The sequence below is a fragment of the Lysinibacillus boronitolerans JCM 21713 = 10a = NBRC 103108 genome, from assembly GCF_000772935.1.
Taxonomy (GTDB): domain Bacteria; phylum Bacillota; class Bacilli; order Bacillales_A; family Planococcaceae; genus Lysinibacillus; species Lysinibacillus boronitolerans.
The window spans coordinates 292,769-307,293 of the sequence record NZ_JPVR01000079.1; the positions used below are offsets into that span (position 1 = coordinate 292,769).

At 34.9% G+C, this 14,525-nt stretch carries 11 protein-coding genes; 4 read left to right on the top strand and 7 right to left on the bottom strand.

Translation table 11 applies throughout. From position 1 onward, the window contains the following. Positions 1 to 216: 216 nt before the first annotated feature. Positions 217 to 1,143, bottom strand: a complete 927-nt coding sequence (locus CD31_RS18350; protein ID WP_051145745.1) for a cupredoxin domain-containing protein — start codon at positions 1,141 to 1,143, stop codon at positions 217 to 219. A 290-nt stretch (positions 1,144 to 1,433) separates the two neighbouring features. Here CD31_RS18350 and CD31_RS18355 point away from each other — a divergent pair, with 290 nt between their 5' ends. After that, the gene (locus CD31_RS18355) at positions 1,434 to 2,354 is read left to right on the top strand and encodes a C40 family peptidase (protein WP_009374075.1); all 921 of its coding nucleotides are present in this window, start codon (positions 1,434 to 1,436) and stop codon (positions 2,352 to 2,354) included. Positions 2,355 to 2,440: 86 nt separating this feature from the next. On the opposite strand, the gene CD31_RS18360 is transcribed toward CD31_RS18355, so the two are convergent. The 4 genes from CD31_RS18360 to CD31_RS18375 form a co-directional block, all read right to left on the bottom strand. Next, positions 2,441 to 3,058 (bottom strand): NAD(P)/FAD-dependent oxidoreductase, encoded by a 618-nt coding sequence (locus tag CD31_RS18360; RefSeq protein WP_009374077.1) that lies wholly within the window; start codon positions 3,056 to 3,058, stop codon positions 2,441 to 2,443. Positions 3,059 to 3,225: 167 nt separating this feature from the next. Then, positions 3,226 to 5,646 (bottom strand): heavy metal translocating P-type ATPase, encoded by a 2,421-nt coding sequence (locus tag CD31_RS18365; protein WP_009374078.1) that lies wholly within the window; start codon positions 5,644 to 5,646, stop codon positions 3,226 to 3,228. Positions 5,647 to 5,727: 81 nt separating this feature from the next. Further along, on the bottom strand, positions 5,728 to 5,934 hold the full coding sequence (gene copZ, locus CD31_RS18370) for a copper chaperone CopZ (RefSeq protein WP_009374080.1): 207 nt from the start codon (positions 5,932 to 5,934) through the stop codon (positions 5,728 to 5,730). Positions 5,935 to 6,386: 452 nt separating this feature from the next. Next, a complete protein-coding gene (locus tag CD31_RS18375) occupies positions 6,387 to 6,716 on the bottom strand; it encodes a four-helix bundle copper-binding protein (RefSeq protein WP_009374082.1) in 330 nt (109 codons plus the stop codon). Between the two features lie 317 nt (positions 6,717 to 7,033). Here CD31_RS18375 and merR point away from each other — a divergent pair, with 317 nt between their 5' ends. The 3 genes from merR to CD31_RS18390 all read left to right on the top strand — a co-directional run bounded on the left by merR (position 7,034) and on the right by CD31_RS18390 (position 10,577). Next, entirely contained in the window at positions 7,034 to 7,426 is a 393-nt protein-coding gene (merR, locus tag CD31_RS18380; protein ID WP_001863748.1) for a mercury resistance transcriptional regulator MerR, read from the top strand. 28 nt (positions 7,427 to 7,454) lie between these two features. Continuing rightward, positions 7,455 to 9,095, top strand: a complete 1,641-nt coding sequence (gene merA, locus CD31_RS18385) for a mercury(II) reductase (protein WP_002440486.1) — start codon at positions 7,455 to 7,457, stop codon at positions 9,093 to 9,095. A gap of 159 nt (positions 9,096 to 9,254) precedes the next feature. After that, positions 9,255 to 10,577: an ISL3 family transposase gene (locus tag CD31_RS18390; RefSeq protein WP_009374086.1), complete on the top strand. Its 1,323-nt coding sequence runs from the start codon at positions 9,255 to 9,257 to the stop codon at positions 10,575 to 10,577. A 537-nt stretch (positions 10,578 to 11,114) separates the two neighbouring features. Here CD31_RS18390 and CD31_RS18400 read toward each other — a convergent pair. Continuing rightward, entirely contained in the window at positions 11,115 to 13,217 is a 2,103-nt protein-coding gene (locus CD31_RS18400; protein ID WP_009374088.1) for a copper-translocating P-type ATPase, read from the bottom strand. Positions 13,218 to 13,565: 348 nt separating this feature from the next. After that, the coding region (locus CD31_RS18405) for an IS1182-like element ISBsp5 family transposase (protein ID WP_036079832.1) at positions 13,566 to 14,525 on the bottom strand (960 nt) is incomplete at its 5' end.

A 14,525-nucleotide genomic window follows, 5' to 3' on the forward strand; every position in this document is an offset into this window, starting at 1 on the left:
TGATTGTATCCATATGCTTCAAAATTAATACCCTACTTTTATTTGAGACTAAACATTTTTTATTTCACCGTCATCTTATTTATCAAAAAATAGAGCTTATCTAAATATATAGATATACCTTATGCCCTGTTAATAATAACTGGGCATTTTCAAATAAGTATCATTGTATTTAATTTGACAACTCCATTTGTATATCAATTACAAAATCAAAGCTAATTACTTAATTATAAACTTGCCAACCATACCAAGCTCCTTATGTCCTGGAATAGTACAAACAAATTGATATTCTCCTGTATTAATGGGAGTAAAACTCATTTTTTCTGTATTTTTAGGCCCAACATGGAGATGAATCATATTCTCCTCCTTTTTGTGATGTACATGATTATTACTACTAATAGTATTTGATGTTGGTATTGTAACTTCAATATCATGTTCTATATTATCTTTATTAATTAATTCTAATGAAACCGGTTGATTCTTCTCCAAAATTACTTCAGAGGGCGAATACTTCATATTTTCTGTTTCTATAGAAATAATCTTAATCTCTTTCTTTTCTAATTTATTTTGAGCGTTCGAGTGTAGATTATGATCCACTAAAGAAGAGTCTTTAATAAAGTTTATTTGTTTTTCGGCAAAAGGAATGCCCCCAAAAAAGTAGAAGAGTATAAAAACCGAAAAGAAGAAGGGTGTTAAAAAGCCCATTTGACTTTGGAATGTTTTTTGACTTTTACTTGGAAGTAGCGCAAATAAAAAAATAGTGAAAATTGATAGCAACAGAAAAATTCTTATTAATACAATGGATTGCCCGCCATCCACCATTTCACCTAACATTGCCCCCATCATACCAGCCATTAAACCTGCCATTAAACCTTCTAACATAGGTAATAATCCAAAGTTGCAACCACTTAAAAAGCCAATGCTTGCACCGAGAATAATTGAAATAATCGTTGAGTAAAACAAGTTCCCTTGAAAGGTAACTCCAAAAAGTATTCCTAATGTTAGCCCTACATTCATACTAAAAAACATTGAAATAGTCATACCTTGCATAGGCTTAATAGTCTTTTTCATAATTCTTGAAACCATTATGACAATTAACAATAAAAACATTAGTGATACTAAGACAAACATTTGATAAAATCCCACATATCCATCCTTTAACAATTTAATTAGCCTGTCTAAAATACACACCGTATACCTTATATAGGTATGCTCGAAAGAGAGTATTTATTTTATTATTACTTGATTTAAGTTTTATTTATCTTCAAGTAACATCACCTAGTTATTATTGCAGTGAGATTACACCGAGTATATTAAGTCACCAATTTTAATATTCTGCACAAATCAGTAATATAAATGAAAAATTTAGTATCTCTATTCCATGCTATTCTTACTTTAATCAAAAAAGCGATTGCTTTTCGAAAGGAGTAAGTTTAGTGAAAAAGAGATGGTTACTACCGGTTTTTGCGTCATTTGTAATTTTTTCAGGAATAGGTATGAATGATGCTGAAGCAGCATCAGTTACTGATTTGACGAGTACAGCGAAAGATTATATAGGAGCTCCTTATAAATATGGTGGGAATGATATTAATACAGGTGTAGATTGTTCAGCATATACAAAGTTTATATTTTCTAAGTTAGGTATTTCTTTAGAGCGCACATCTAAAGACCAATATCAGCAAGGTACTTCTGTTTCTAAAGATAGTTTAAAAGCAGGTGACCTCGTATTTTTTAATACTTCAGGCAACGGCATATCTCACGTTGGAATATACATAGAGAATGGTAATTTTATATCAGCTACTCCAAGTTCGGGTGTTAGAATTGATAAATTAAACGATCCTTACTATTGGGGTTCTCGTTATATAGGTGCAAAACGTATTGCAAACTTTACTACAAATGAAATAGCTCAAGCAGAAGTTAAAGGTGAAGAGATAGACTTTTCCATTTATGCCTCACGTGGAGCAGTAGCCATACAGCTTGCTAAAGCTTTAGCATTAGATACAAGTGATACAAACTCAAGTTTCCCTGATGTTAAATCATCTTCTGAACAAGCTGGAGCTATAGTAGCACTAAAAAAACTTGGAATTTTTAATGGAGATAGTAATGGTAAATTTAACCCAAATTCACCGATTACTCGCGGTCAATTAGCAAAGGTTTTAGTTGAAGCATTTGATTTAGAACAACAAGGAGAACCAAAGAATTTTACAGATGTAACGAGTACTCATTGGGCCAAAAATTTTATAGCAGTTCTTTCATCAAATAAGATTACGCAAGGTAAAGGTGATGGCACATTTGGCGTAAACGACAAAGTAACATTAAATCAATTAAATATCTTTATAGAACGATTAACTCGATAAATTTTGTTCGAGGACTTAAATTAAAAATGGCGGCTCATTTATTCAGAGCCGCCATTATAACCTTCCCAGAACTTCTTAGAGTAAAACTAATTTATTAACTCTTCTTTTCCTATCCGTTTTAAAAATTTGAAAAACGTTTCTCGTTTTTTTCCATTCTGTGAATATACATTTATAATCTTTTCTATTTTATCGTACAATTCATCTGGTGTTAGATTCTCTTGCAACAAAGATCCCACCTCTGCATCTTTCCCTTTTGCTTTTCCTCCAACATATAAATTGTAATGGTCTTTAATTTTCATAATCCCTATATCACTTAACATTGGTTCACCGCAACCAACAGGGCAACCTGTGTATGCAACTTTAAGAGTGAATGGTACAGCTTTTCCTGCTATACGATTATTTATTTCTTTTGCTACTGGCATCCCCTCTTCTTCTTCTCCTTTGCAAAAATTACATGTTCTCAAACTCTTTACAAAGTTGCCAACTGGATAACAAGATAAATTAACACGGTTGAATTCTTCAATTATTTCTTCTTTTTTATTTTCCGGAATTTCTAGATAGAGTTGTTGGAAGGTTGTTAACTCAAGCTGTGCGTCGTCTTCCATATATTTGGTGATCGTTAAAAGTTGTTTAGAATTTAGTTTTGCCCCAAATTCTATTCCCCCATTAACGGCAATTTTAATTTTTTTATCTTCATTACTCATACCAATTTTCCTCCATACTTTCCCAAACAATTAATTTATTTTGCTCTTTACCTACCTAAGGATGGTTTATCTGATGAAAATAGTAAGTTAAATTATGTCAGTTAAACTATTGCGTATTTCTTTATAAGTAAACCCAATAGAGTAAAGTTTACAATTGAATTAAAGGGTTATTTATTATCTAATTTTACTCTTTGTAAGCGTAATGCATTTAAAACTACAGATACAGAACTAAATGCCATCGCCGCACCTGCTACCCATGGAGCAAGTAGACCTATTGCAGCAATAGGAATACCCAAAGTATTGTAGGCAAATGCCCAAAATAGGTTTTGCTTAATATTCCGCATTGTTTTTCGACTCATTAAAATAGCATCTGCAATACTATTTAAATCGCCACGAATTAACGTAATATCAGCAGCTTCCATGGCAACATCCGTTCCTGTACCAATGGCCATACCGATATTTGCTGTGGCCAATGCCGGAGCATCATTAATACCATCTCCCACCATCGCTACATTTTTCCCTTGTGCTTGTAGCTTTTTCACCTCGTCTGCTTTACCTTCAGGCAATACTTCAGCGATAACTTGATTCACGCCTACTTCTGTTCCTATCGCTTGAGCTGTACGTTCATTATCACCAGTCATCATAATGACTGTAATGCCCATATTCTGTAGTCGGTGGATTGCCTCTTTTGACGTATCTTTAACTGTATCAGCAACAGCTACTAAGCCTGCATACTGACCATTAATGGCAGCAAGCATTGCTGTTTTACCGTTTCGCTCTAACTGCTCCATTGTTGGTAAAATATTATCAATATTGATTCCGTATTGTTGCATTAATTTTCGTGTACCAATGACAACTCCTTGACCTGACACAGTTGCCTGCACACCATAACCTGGAATAGCCTCAAAAAATTGAACTTCTCCTAATGCTATGCCACGTTTTTCTATGCCCTGTACTATAGCTTCTGCTAACGGATGCTCTGACTGTTTTTCAGCAGCCCCAATTAATGATAAAAAACGAGCTTCCTCCTGCTCTGAATCTAAAAGAACGTCTGTAAGAACAGGCTTACCATGTGTTACTGTACCTGTTTTATCTACAACCACTGTATCAATACTTTGTGTTTGTTCTAAATGTTCTCCACCTTTAAATAAAATACCAAATTCAGCTGCACGACCTGAACCTGCCATTATGGAGGTTGGCGTTGCTAACCCAAGCGCACAAGGGCAAGCGATTACAAGTACTGCAATTAAGACCTCTAAAGCTGGTGTAAATTCTCCTGGGCGAACCCAAATGATCCAAACTAAAAATGTGACAATTGCAATGCCAACAACAATTGGTACAAAAACCCCCGAAATTTGATCTGCTAAGCGTTGAATTGGTGCTTTTGATCCTTGAGCATCCTCAACCACTTTAATGATTTGTGCTAACGCTGTGTCACGACCAACCTTTGTCGCTGTCATTTTAATAAATCCATTTTTATTAATCGTCGATCCAAATAATTGATCGCCTTGCTTTTTATCAACTGGTAAACTTTCACCTGTAAGCATTGATTCATCAACAGCTGTTGTTCCCTCTATTACCTCACCATCTACAGGTATCTTTTCACCTGGTTTCACTAGAATAACATCGCCAATGATAACTTCTTCTAAAGGAACCTCTTTTTCTACACCGTCACGTACAACAATAGCGGTTTTAGCTTGAAGTCCCATTAGTTTTTTTATGGCTTCAGATGAGCGTCCTTTTGCTTTGGCTTCAAATAATTTACCTAATAATATTAATGTAATTAATACAGCACTCGTTTCAAAATAAAGATTTGGACCATGATGCGACCCTATCGTCACAATCGCTTGATAAACACTATAGAAATAAGCTGCTGATGTCCCCATGACCACAAGTACGTCCATATTAGCACTACCATTACGTAAAGCTTTATATGCCCCTACATAGAATTGCTTACCAACAATAAATTGCACAGGAGTAGCCAATACCATTTGGATCCACGGATTCATTAGAAATTCTGGGACATATAAAAATGATGTAAAGGAAAAATGTCCAACCATCGTCCAAAGCAGCGGTAAAGAAAGAATAGCCGATAAAATAAATTTTCGTTGTTGCTGTTTAATGGCCTTTTCTCGATGGTCCACTGTTTCCTGTTCATCAGCCTTTTGATGAGCCCCATAGCCCAATTTCTCCACCTTCGCAATGATGTCTACGATTGACACTTCAGATGGATTAAACTCAATCATTGCTTTTTCCAGGGCTAAGTTAACATTGGCAGAAGAGATACCACTTAACTTATTTAACCCTTTTTCAATGCGAGTTGCACAAGCTGCACATGTCATACCTGTAATATCAAGTTCCGCCTTTTGTTTAACAACCCCATAACCAAGTGCTTCTATTTTTTTTTCGAAATCTTCTTCACTTAATTTTGCTGGATTGTACTTAATAGATGATTTTTCAAGCGCTAAATTAACAGTCGCTTGTTCCACACCATCCATTTTATTTAAACCTTTTTCTATACGAGTTGCACAAGCTGCACAGGTCATTCCTGTGATCTGAATGCTCGCTTCTTTTAATGTATTACTCATGATGCTGTTCACCTTCCTCATACCCAATAGGGGTATATATTTTTGAAAACAAGAGAGTGCATTTATGCACTCTCAAAAATATTATTTTACCTCATATCCCTGTTCTTCTATTGTTTCCTTAATTTTCTCAAGCGATACTTGGGATTCATTAAACGATACTTCAACTTGTGCATCTTTTAAATTCACGTTTACTTGATCAACACCTTCTAATTTCCCTAAACTTTTTTCAACAGTATTTACACAATGACCACATGACATTCCAGTTACCTTTAAGATTCTATTTTCCATAAAAATCCCTCTCTTTTGAAATATTTTTATAAAATGTAAAAGGGTATTAATAATTTTTTTATATTTCCTTTTAACTTTCGAATTGTGATTTTAACTTATATTGGCTTCATCACTTTTAATGCAGTTTATCATTATCAAACAAGCTTTCTTTAAACGATAAATTTGTAATTACATCATCACCGTAAATTATCAACCTCCTCTAAACACACATTCATGTTACCATACCCCAGTTAGGTATGTAAAGTGGTGTTTTAATTTACTATATGCGTCACTAATTATGCAGTATATGTTAAATATCACGTTTATTTAACATTCAAACACTGTGACTTAATTAAATTTTTTAGCAGTCCATCAAAAAACTCTGCTCCTAAATAAGCAGAGTTTAAAACATTTTCGCGTTAGAAGAATTACTTTTATTTATCATTGATTCTTCATTTATAAAATCAAATCTTCTACACAGCCATTTTTTTACATACTTCAGCGCATCGGTAACATGTTTCTGCACATTCTTGGCAATGTTTATGATGTTCATGTTTTTTACAAACATCACCACATGCCTGACAAATCTCAGCACATAATTGACAAATTTGCTTTACGAATGGACTACCAGACTGCATCGATTTAGCAGAAAATGCACAAATATCGGCACATTCTCTAAGGGTACGAATGCACTCCGCTAACATTTTAACATCATCTTCTTCTAGACATTCATGATAACATTTATTACATTCCTTCATACACTCTAGACAAGCTTTAATACATTCTTCATAGCTCATTTTCAATTTTAAATACCTCCTGTTAATTTAGTCTGTCTTATTATAACCACTCCTATTTACTATATACCCCATTCAATCATAACTAATCTTCCCTATTGATATTAAACGGGTCTTCGGAATATATAGTGGAATTACTTTCTTAATAGTTTAAAAACAACTGGTGTTTAAATCGGATTTTCTGGTGGGATGTTAGGATAATCAATAGTATTATATAAAAGTATCAATCACATACGAGTGATACTTTGGGAAAAAAATAAAATAGTCCAATTTACTTGACCGTGTACTATGGTACACGGTTTATAATATTCATGGGGTGAAATAAGATGATTTATCGCATTAGTGAGTTTGCAGATAAATGTGGAGTTAATAAAGAAACGATCAGATATTACGAGCGAAAAAATTTATTACAAGAACCTCACCGAACGGAAGCTGGTTATCGGATATATTCATATGATGACGTTAAGCGTGTTGGGTTTATTAAACGAATACAGGAACTTGGTTTTTCTTTAAGCGAGATTTATAAATTACTTGGTGTTGTAGATAAAGATGAAGTTCGTTGTCAAGATATGTTCGAATTTGTTTCTAAAAAACAAAAGGAAGTGCAAAAACAAATAGAGGATTTAAAACGAATTGAAACTATGTTAGACGACTTAAAACAACGATGTCCAGATGAAAAGCAATTACATTCGTGTCCAATAATAGAAACATTAACATGAGAGATTAATTAACGAAAGGAGCTTTTTTATGAATAAATTTAAGGTAAACATTTCAGGAATGACTTGTACGGGTTGTGAAAAACACGTAGAATCAGCACTTGAAAAGATAGGTGCTAAAAATATTGAGTCTAGTTATCGTCGTGGTGAAGCAGTATTTGAACTGCCCGATGATATTGAGGTTGAAAGTGCAATAAAGGCGATTGATGAAGCAAATTACCAAGCCGGAGAAATTGAAGAAGTATCATCACTAGAAAACGTGGCGTTAATTAATGAAGACAATTATGACCTTCTTATTATTGGTTCTGGTGCTGCTGCCTTTTCTTCGGCAATTAAAGCTATAGAATACGGTGCAAAAGTTGGAATGATTGAGCGTGGAACGGTTGGGGGAACCTGTGTGAATATTGGCTGTGTTCCGTCAAAAACTCTTCTTAGGGCAGGGGAAATCAATCATTTATCAAAAGACAATCCGTTTATAGGTTTACAAACATCCGCTGGAGAAGTGGATTTAGCTAGTTTAATCACGCAAAAGGATAAATTGGTGAGCGAACTTCGGAATCAAAAATATATGGATTTAATTGATGAATATAATTTTGATTTAATTAAAGGTGAAGCAAAATTCGTTGATGCTAGTACGGTTGAGGTCAATGGGGCAAAGTTATCTGCAAAACGCTTTTTAATTGCAACAGGTGCATCGCCTTCGTTGCCCCAAATTTCAGGACTTGAAAAAATGGACTATTTAACTAGTACAACACTTCTTGAGTTAAAGAAAATACCAAAACGATTAACTGTAATTGGTTCAGGATACATTGGAATGGAGCTTGGACAACTATTTCATCATTTAGGTTCAGAAATAACGCTTATGCAAAGAAGTGAGCGACTTTTAAAGGAGTATGATCCTGAGATTTCAGAGTCAGTTGAAAAAGCGTTAATTGAACAGGGTATAAACCTTGTCAAAGGGGCAACTTTTGAGCGTGTTGAACAAAGTGGAGAGATAAAAAGGGTTTACGTAACAGTAAATGGCAGTAGAGAAGTCATTGAATCAGATCAGTTACTTGTTGCCACTGGAAGAAAACCAAATACGGATTCTTTAAATTTAAGTGCAGCAGGTGTTGAAACTGGAAAAAATAATGAAATCCTGATCAATGATTTTGGTCAAACAAGTAATGAAAAGATTTATGCAGCAGGAGATGTGACTTTAGGACCACAATTTGTATATGTAGCAGCCTATGAAGGTGGAATTATTACTGATAATGCTATTGGTGGATTAAACAAAAAAATAGATTTATCGGTAGTTCCTGCTGTTACGTTTACGAATCCGACGGTTGCAACGGTTGGTTTAACAGAAGAACAAGCAAAAGAGAAAGGGTATGATGTGAAGACATCTGTATTACCTTTAGATGCTGTTCCAAGAGCAATTGTAAACCGTGAAACAACCGGTGTATTTAAACTAGTAGCAGATGCAGAAACACTAAAAGTATTAGGGGTTCATATTGTATCTGAGAATGCAGGAGATGTCATCTATGCAGCATCATTAGCTGTTAAATTTGGCTTAACGATAGAAGATTTAACAGAAACCCTAGCACCATATTTAACAATGGCTGAAGGGCTAAAATTAGCTGCACTTACGTTCGATAAAGATATTTCGAAATTATCTTGTTGTGCAGGCTAAGGGAACTTTTTTACAACTCCCTATTCAAGTGAACCAGCTAATGCTTTAAGGGATTTTCTAAGTGCATTTGTGGTCACAAAAATAATTTAACACTGATGATTTCGACATCAAATCTATAATTGATACCTTAACACCGCAGAGTAATAAAGGATGAATAATATGTCAGACTTATTATCCCTACCAGACATTAAAACAATAGAACCGCCACAAGAAAATGAAACCGATATGATGTTTAAAGTTGAAGCAGTCGGACCACCTGAACGTTGTCCTGAATGTGGTTTTGACAAGTTGTACAAACACAGTTCAAGAAATCAACTAATTATGGATTTGCCCATTCGTTTAAAGCGAGTGGGCTTACAATTGAACCGTAGACGATACAAGTGTCGTGAATGCGGATCTACCTTCTGGGAACGCCTAATATCTGTAGATGAAAAGCGTAGTATGACCAAAAGGCTTTTAAAGTCCATTCAAGAGCAATCCATGTCTAAGACCTTTGTAGAAGTCGCAGAAAGCGTTGGTGTTGACGAGAAAACCATTAGGAACGTTTTTAAGGACTATGTGGCACTCAAAGAACGTGAATACCAGTTTGAAACTCCTAAGTGGCTTGGGATAGACGAGATACATATTATCCGTAGACCTCGGCTTGTATTGACTAATATTGAACGCAGGACTATTTATGACATCAAGCCTAACCGTAACAAGGAAACAGTCATCCAACGTCTTTCAGAAATCAGTGACAGGACTTACATTGAGTACGTCACAATGGATATGTGGAAGCCCTACAAAGACGCAGTGAACACTATCCTTCCACACGCTAAAGTTGTCGTAGATAAGTTTCATGTAGTTAGAATGGCTAATCAAGCCTTAGATAACGTCAGAAAGTCTTTGAAAGCCCATATGAGCCAAAAAGAAAGACGTACCCTTATGCGTGAAAGGTTTATCCTTCTAAAGCGTAAACACGATCTAAATGAACGTGAATCATTCCTCTTAGATACTTGGTTAGGTAATCTTCCTGCTTTAAAAGAAGCCTATGAACTCAAAGAAGAGTTTTACTGGATATGGGATACTCCTGATCCAGATGAAGGTCATCTTCGTTATAGTCAATGGAGACACCGTTGTATGTCCAGCAACTCTAAAGACGCATATAAAGACCTCGTGAGAGCCGTAGACAACTGGCATGTCGAAATATTCAACTACTTTGATAAAAGGCTCACTAATGCTTATACGGAGTCAATTAACAGCATTATTAGGCAGGTAGAGCGAATGGGTAGAGGTTACTCGTTTGATGCCTTACGAGCCAAAATCCTTTTCAATGAGAAGCTCCATAAAAAGCGTAAGCCACGATTTAATTCAAGTGCTTTCAATAAAGCTATGTTATACGATACTTTCAATTGGTATGAAGTGAATGATCACGACATTACAGACAACTTTGGTGTCGATTTTTCCACACTTATTAAGAATTTGGAGAAGGGTGATTTATAAGCCCTTTTCCACCATAAAATCCGAATACCCTATTAAACTAAGAGAAGCTTCATGAGACCTATCATCATACTAATTATGATTCCCATTCCTATGATTGAATAACTAATTACTTTTAAGTCATCTTTTTTTTGCAATCGACAGTATTTTTTATAACTAACTTCTCCATTTGCGAACATAAGACCAAATTGATCAGGTTTAATTGAATAAAATACACCATTCTCGTCTTCTAAAATTAGTTTTGTTATAAGGTTCTCCCCGTTCGATTTTTGATTATGAGTATTGCTTCTCGAGCCTTCAATCCTCACCACTTTGTATATGGAGTTCCCCAAAATCTTTTCTGTTATATGAAAAGCTTGATCTTCTATAAAGTTGTTATTTATACACACTTATATCCCCCCTCTGTTCACTAAGCTTCTGATATACTATATGTAAAATTTAATATATAGTTTTAACTAATCAGGAAATTGGAATCTTTTTTTTACAATATAATAAAAATTCGTCAAATTATATTTGACGAATTTTTTGCTTCATCTTTACTTATTCGATTTTGAGCAATTGTGCATTTATTGCACATATAATCGTACTTAAGGACATGACAGCAGCTCCAATTGCAGGTGTAATAACAATACCTACACTATATAAAACGCCTGCAGCTAGTGGAATTGCAAGAATGTTATAACCAGCTGCCCACCCTAAATTTTGGACCATTTTTTTATGACTAGCTTTCGATAGCTTTAATGTATTCAGAATGTCCTCTGGATTGCTGTTTACCAGTACTACATCTGCAGTTTCAATGGCCACATCTGTGCCTGCACCGATCGCAATACCTAAATCTGATTCAGCCAGTGCAGGCGCATCATTAACACCGTCACCAACCATTGCAACTTTCGAATTTTCTTCTTTTAGTCCTTTCACCTTATTAGCTTTTTCATGGGGTAATACTTCAGCAATAACTTTCGTCATGCCTAGTTTTTCACCAACATATTTTGCTACACGCACGTTATCACCTGTCATCATAACGGTTTCAATACCTAAATCACTCAATTCTTTTATAACCTTATAAGAGGAATCCCTTATTATGTCTGCTAAAGCAATCATGCCTAAAAATACATTATCCTTTAATATAAAAATAACGGTTTTACCTTGTTGTGCAAGTTTTTCGTAAGTACTTTCATCGAAGCTAATATTTTTTTCTTTTAAAACATTTGGACTAACAATTGCAATTTCAGACCCGTTAACATTAGCCACTAACCCTTTACCTGTTAAATTTTTAAAACCTTTTACTTCAGATACTTTTATATTTTGCTTCTTACCCTCTTTTACAATTCCCTTTGCTATTGGATGTTCAGATTGAATTTCTACAGAGTAAGCAAGCTTTAATAATTCTTTTTCGCTAACCCCTGTAACTGGATGAATATCCGTTATACCAAAATTACCTTCAGTTAAGGTACCAGTTTTATCAAACACAATTCTATTGATTTTAAATGCGTTTTCAAATGAAGTACGATTCCTAATTAATAAACCCTTCTTAGCAGCAATAGATGTAGAACGTGATGTTACTAAAGGAGTAGCTAGACCTAAAGCATGAGGACAAGCAATTATTAAAACTGTCACCATTCTTTCTAATGCAAAATCAAAGTCATCTGTTGACCACCAATAAACCAGTGTGATAATACCTGCAACAATAGCGACATAGAATAACCATTTAGCGGCTGTATCAGCAAATCCTTGAGCTTTTGATTTAGTTTTTTCTGCATCGCTTACTAATTGGATTACTTGTGCAAGATAAGTGTCACTGCCTGTTTTACTAACATTTATTTTTAGTACACCCTCTCCATTAATTGAACCCCCAATGGCCTCCATACCTACCTTTTTTTCAATAGGAATTGATTCCCCAGTTAACATCGATTCATCAACTGTAGAGTGTCCTTCAAAAACTATTCCATCAATGGGAATTTTCTCGCCTGGTTTTACTAGTATTTGATCACCTGGTTTTAAATCTTCAACAGATACTTCAATAAGGTTGCCTGATGCATCTAACTTATGAGCTTCTTTAGGCATTAATTTAATTAACTCTTCTAATGCTTTTGAAGCACCCATTATTGATCTCATTTCGATCCAATGTCCAAGAAGCATAATAACAATTAAGGTTGCTAATTCAAAAAAGAAGTCACTTCCTTCAATGAAAAATGCTGTTAGTGAACTATAGACATAAGCTGTTACGATAGCAAGAGTAATTAATAGCATCATCCCAGGAGTTCTATTTTTCAATTCACTCCATGCTCCAAGTAAAAATGGTTTTCCTCCATAGAAAAAGACTATTGTTGAAAGTAAGAATAGTAATAATGTGTCACCAGCAAAATTTACTTTATATCCAAGAAGCATCTGAATCATCATGGATAAATATGATATTGGAATCGTTAATACTAAAGATACCCAAAACCTTTTCTTAAAATCAGAAATCGAATGACCATGGTGTTTGTTGTTACCCTCGCTTTGATTATGTTGATGATGATTGTGTTCATTATTTTTCTTATTGTTAGGGCTGTAATTTTCATGAACATCTTGCATATGATTTGTTATTGGTTCATGCGAAACATTATGATTGTGGATGTGGTCTCTTTTTTCTTTTCTCTCCATCAAATATCACTCCTCTAAATATAAATCAGATGTGTACTATTTTTTTAGTGAATGTTCCCTCATTTTTCTTGAATTCATTTCTCCTAGGTTTCCTAGAAAAAATATTTCTTATTTAATCTTAATTTACCCCAAAGTTATGCAAAAATTATGAATTGTAATTTGAATAAAATTATTATTTAACAAAAAAAGAATGAGGATAAAAATGTACCTCATTCTTTCAGACTGTAGACAAAAGCCCATCGAGAAGTTCACTTTCGATGGGCTTTTGTCATTTTTCTTCCTATTTTATCTTTAACATTTGGTAATATACTACCAAATTCAACATACTCTTCGAGCATAGATACCTTCTTAAGCTGCCTGCCACGTCCAAGTAGCCAGTTTCTTTAAATTCATGGCAGCAAAAGTAAGCATCGCCTGCATGGACAATTTTTTCAGACCTCTTAAGGTTGTCCATCGCATACCATGCTTTTCTTTTGCATCGGCAAAGACACGCTCAATCGTTTCTTTGCGCTTTGCATAAATTTGTTTGATGTCATAGGAATGGCGTAAATGTTCAGCTTCCTCCACATACGACTCCCAGATATGGCGTTGAATGAGTTTTTGATGATGCTTACTTTCTGTACATTGGGAAAGGCTTGGACACTTCGCACAAATCAAAGGATTCGATTTATATTGCCGATATCCTTCTTTCGTCGTAGTTGCATACTTCAATATCTGCCCTTGTGGGCAAAGATAACAATTATAATGCTCGTCATATATATACTCATGCTTTCGGAAGAATCCATCTTTCGTTTTAGGTCGTGTATACGGAAGAACAGGCAACATTTGATTCTCTAATAAAAAGTTCGTAATCGCTGGTGTTTTATAGGCTGCATCTGCCGCAACAGCGATTGGTTTTTGAACGTTTTGAATGACTCTTTCAACAAGTGGCTGCAATACATGGCTATCGTGCACATTTCCCGGAGTCACAATGGCACCTAAGACAAAGCCCTTTTCATCTGTCGCTGCATGAAAAGAATACGCAAACTGTTTCGTACGTTCATCCTTCACGTAATATCCACTTTCAGGATCTGTCGTGCTTTCCTTTATTTCTTTCCATTCTTCTTTTTCAAATTTCTCCGGGGAAAAGGGCTTTTTTCCGTGTTCCTCACGATCAATATTTAACTCTAATTGAAGTTTCTCTTCATAAGCCCGTGTTTCTTTTCGCACAACTTTTTTATCATACTTTCGTTTATTCGCACTCGCTTTCACATGCGTAGAATCGATAAATAAATGGTCTGCATGGAGGAGTCCTTGATGCATAATCTC

What these genes read in the sequence shown, in the direction of transcription:
- CD31_RS18360 (WP_009374077.1), bottom strand. Translation starts at nt 3,058, where the DNA reads ATGAGTAATGAAGATAAAAAAATTAAAATTGCCGTTAATGGGGGAATA.
- CD31_RS18365 (WP_009374078.1), bottom strand. Translation starts at nt 5,646, where the DNA reads ATGAGTAATACATTAAAAGAAGCGAGCATTCAGATCACAGGAATGACC.
- copZ (WP_009374080.1), bottom strand. Translation starts at nt 5,934, where the DNA reads ATGGAAAATAGAATCTTAAAGGTAACTGGAATGTCATGTGGTCATTGT.
- merR (WP_001863748.1), top strand. Translation starts at nt 7,034, where the DNA reads ATGATTTATCGCATTAGTGAGTTTGCAGATAAATGTGGAGTTAATAAA.
- merA (WP_002440486.1), top strand. Translation starts at nt 7,455, where the DNA reads ATGAATAAATTTAAGGTAAACATTTCAGGAATGACTTGTACGGGTTGT.
- CD31_RS18390 (WP_009374086.1), top strand. Translation starts at nt 9,255, where the DNA reads ATGTCAGACTTATTATCCCTACCAGACATTAAAACAATAGAACCGCCA.
- CD31_RS18400 (WP_009374088.1), bottom strand. Translation starts at nt 13,217, where the DNA reads ATGGAGAGAAAAGAAAAAAGAGACCACATCCACAATCATAATGTTTCG.